General features: G+C 36.7%; 1 protein-coding gene. It reads right to left on the reverse strand.

The features are described from left to right. Positions 1 to 1,017, reverse strand: a 1,017-nt coding sequence (locus JF818_RS07640; protein WP_233066779.1) for a MazG nucleotide pyrophosphohydrolase domain-containing protein, incomplete at its 3' end; no start/stop codon positions are given. Between the last annotated feature and the right edge of the window lie 123 nt (positions 1,018 to 1,140).

Consider the following 1,140-nt stretch of genomic DNA (forward strand, 5'->3'; position numbering starts at 1 on the left):
CACTAGAACTTCATCTGAATCAGCAACATCTATTTCACCAAATACATGAGGATGCCTTCTAATCATTTTTTGATGAACACCCGTAATTACATCCAATATATCAAAATATCCATTTTCAGAGGCAATTTTAGCGTGTAGTACTACTTGTAATAGTAAATCTCCTAACTCCTCTTCTAGACCCCAAAGATCATCATCATCGATTGTTTCGATTACTTCATAAGCTTCTTCAATTAAATAGCGTCTTAGGCTTTCATGTGTTTGTTCTCTATCCCATGGACAACCATCTTCACTTCTAAGAACCTTAATCACTTTGGCTAAATCATGCATAAAAAATTTTGTACGATCTTCTTTATGAACCGCTGGAATATATACACTGGTCAAATGATCTAGACAGTCTACTCTATCCAACTCATACAATGGGACATACTCAATTACTTCTTCCCCTTCAATACCAGCACCTCTGACAACGATAATCTCTTGATCATCTTCATAATAGTTCATCAGCTGAAGCTTAACTTCTGATGCAATGCCTTGATCATACACTTGAATGATCAGCGCATCCGATGAAACATCTGGCACCATATCTTTAATTGTCAACGCATCGATAACCTTTAGTCCATAAACAGGATCTAGTCTTAAGGTCGTCACAATGGCGTCGATAAAACTGGCGCCATGTATAATGGTCAAATTCTCATCCTCAACCATGTCCAGGAGTCTTTCGACCGTGCTTTCTGCAACAAAGGGATTACCCGGTACTGCATAAATGACATCCTCTGTCTGAAGCATTTCATATACTTCATCTGCAATACTCTGATAGACATCCTCAAATTTATCATGCTGCTCATAGTGAGGATCAAAATAAGAGAAATCCCCACCTTGTTCAACTAAATAGCTTATAACAGGATGTTTTTCTGTTCTTATAAATACTTTTTTTCCACTTGTTAGTACCTCTAATGCTTCCAGTGTTAAAAACGACTTTGAGCCTGGTCCTAAACCGATAATCGTAAGATTGTTCATATTATCTTCCTAACTTTTTTGCTAGTTTTTTTAATTTACTACCACCTGGTAGCATATCATATTCATGGTCATGTAATGTTTTTGTAGCCAGTATCATACCACCATAAATGATCACAGCAATAA

The organism is Sphaerochaeta sp. S2 (genome assembly GCF_016406725.1).
In the GTDB taxonomy this organism is placed as follows: Bacteria; Spirochaetota; Spirochaetia; order Sphaerochaetales; family Sphaerochaetaceae; genus Sphaerochaeta.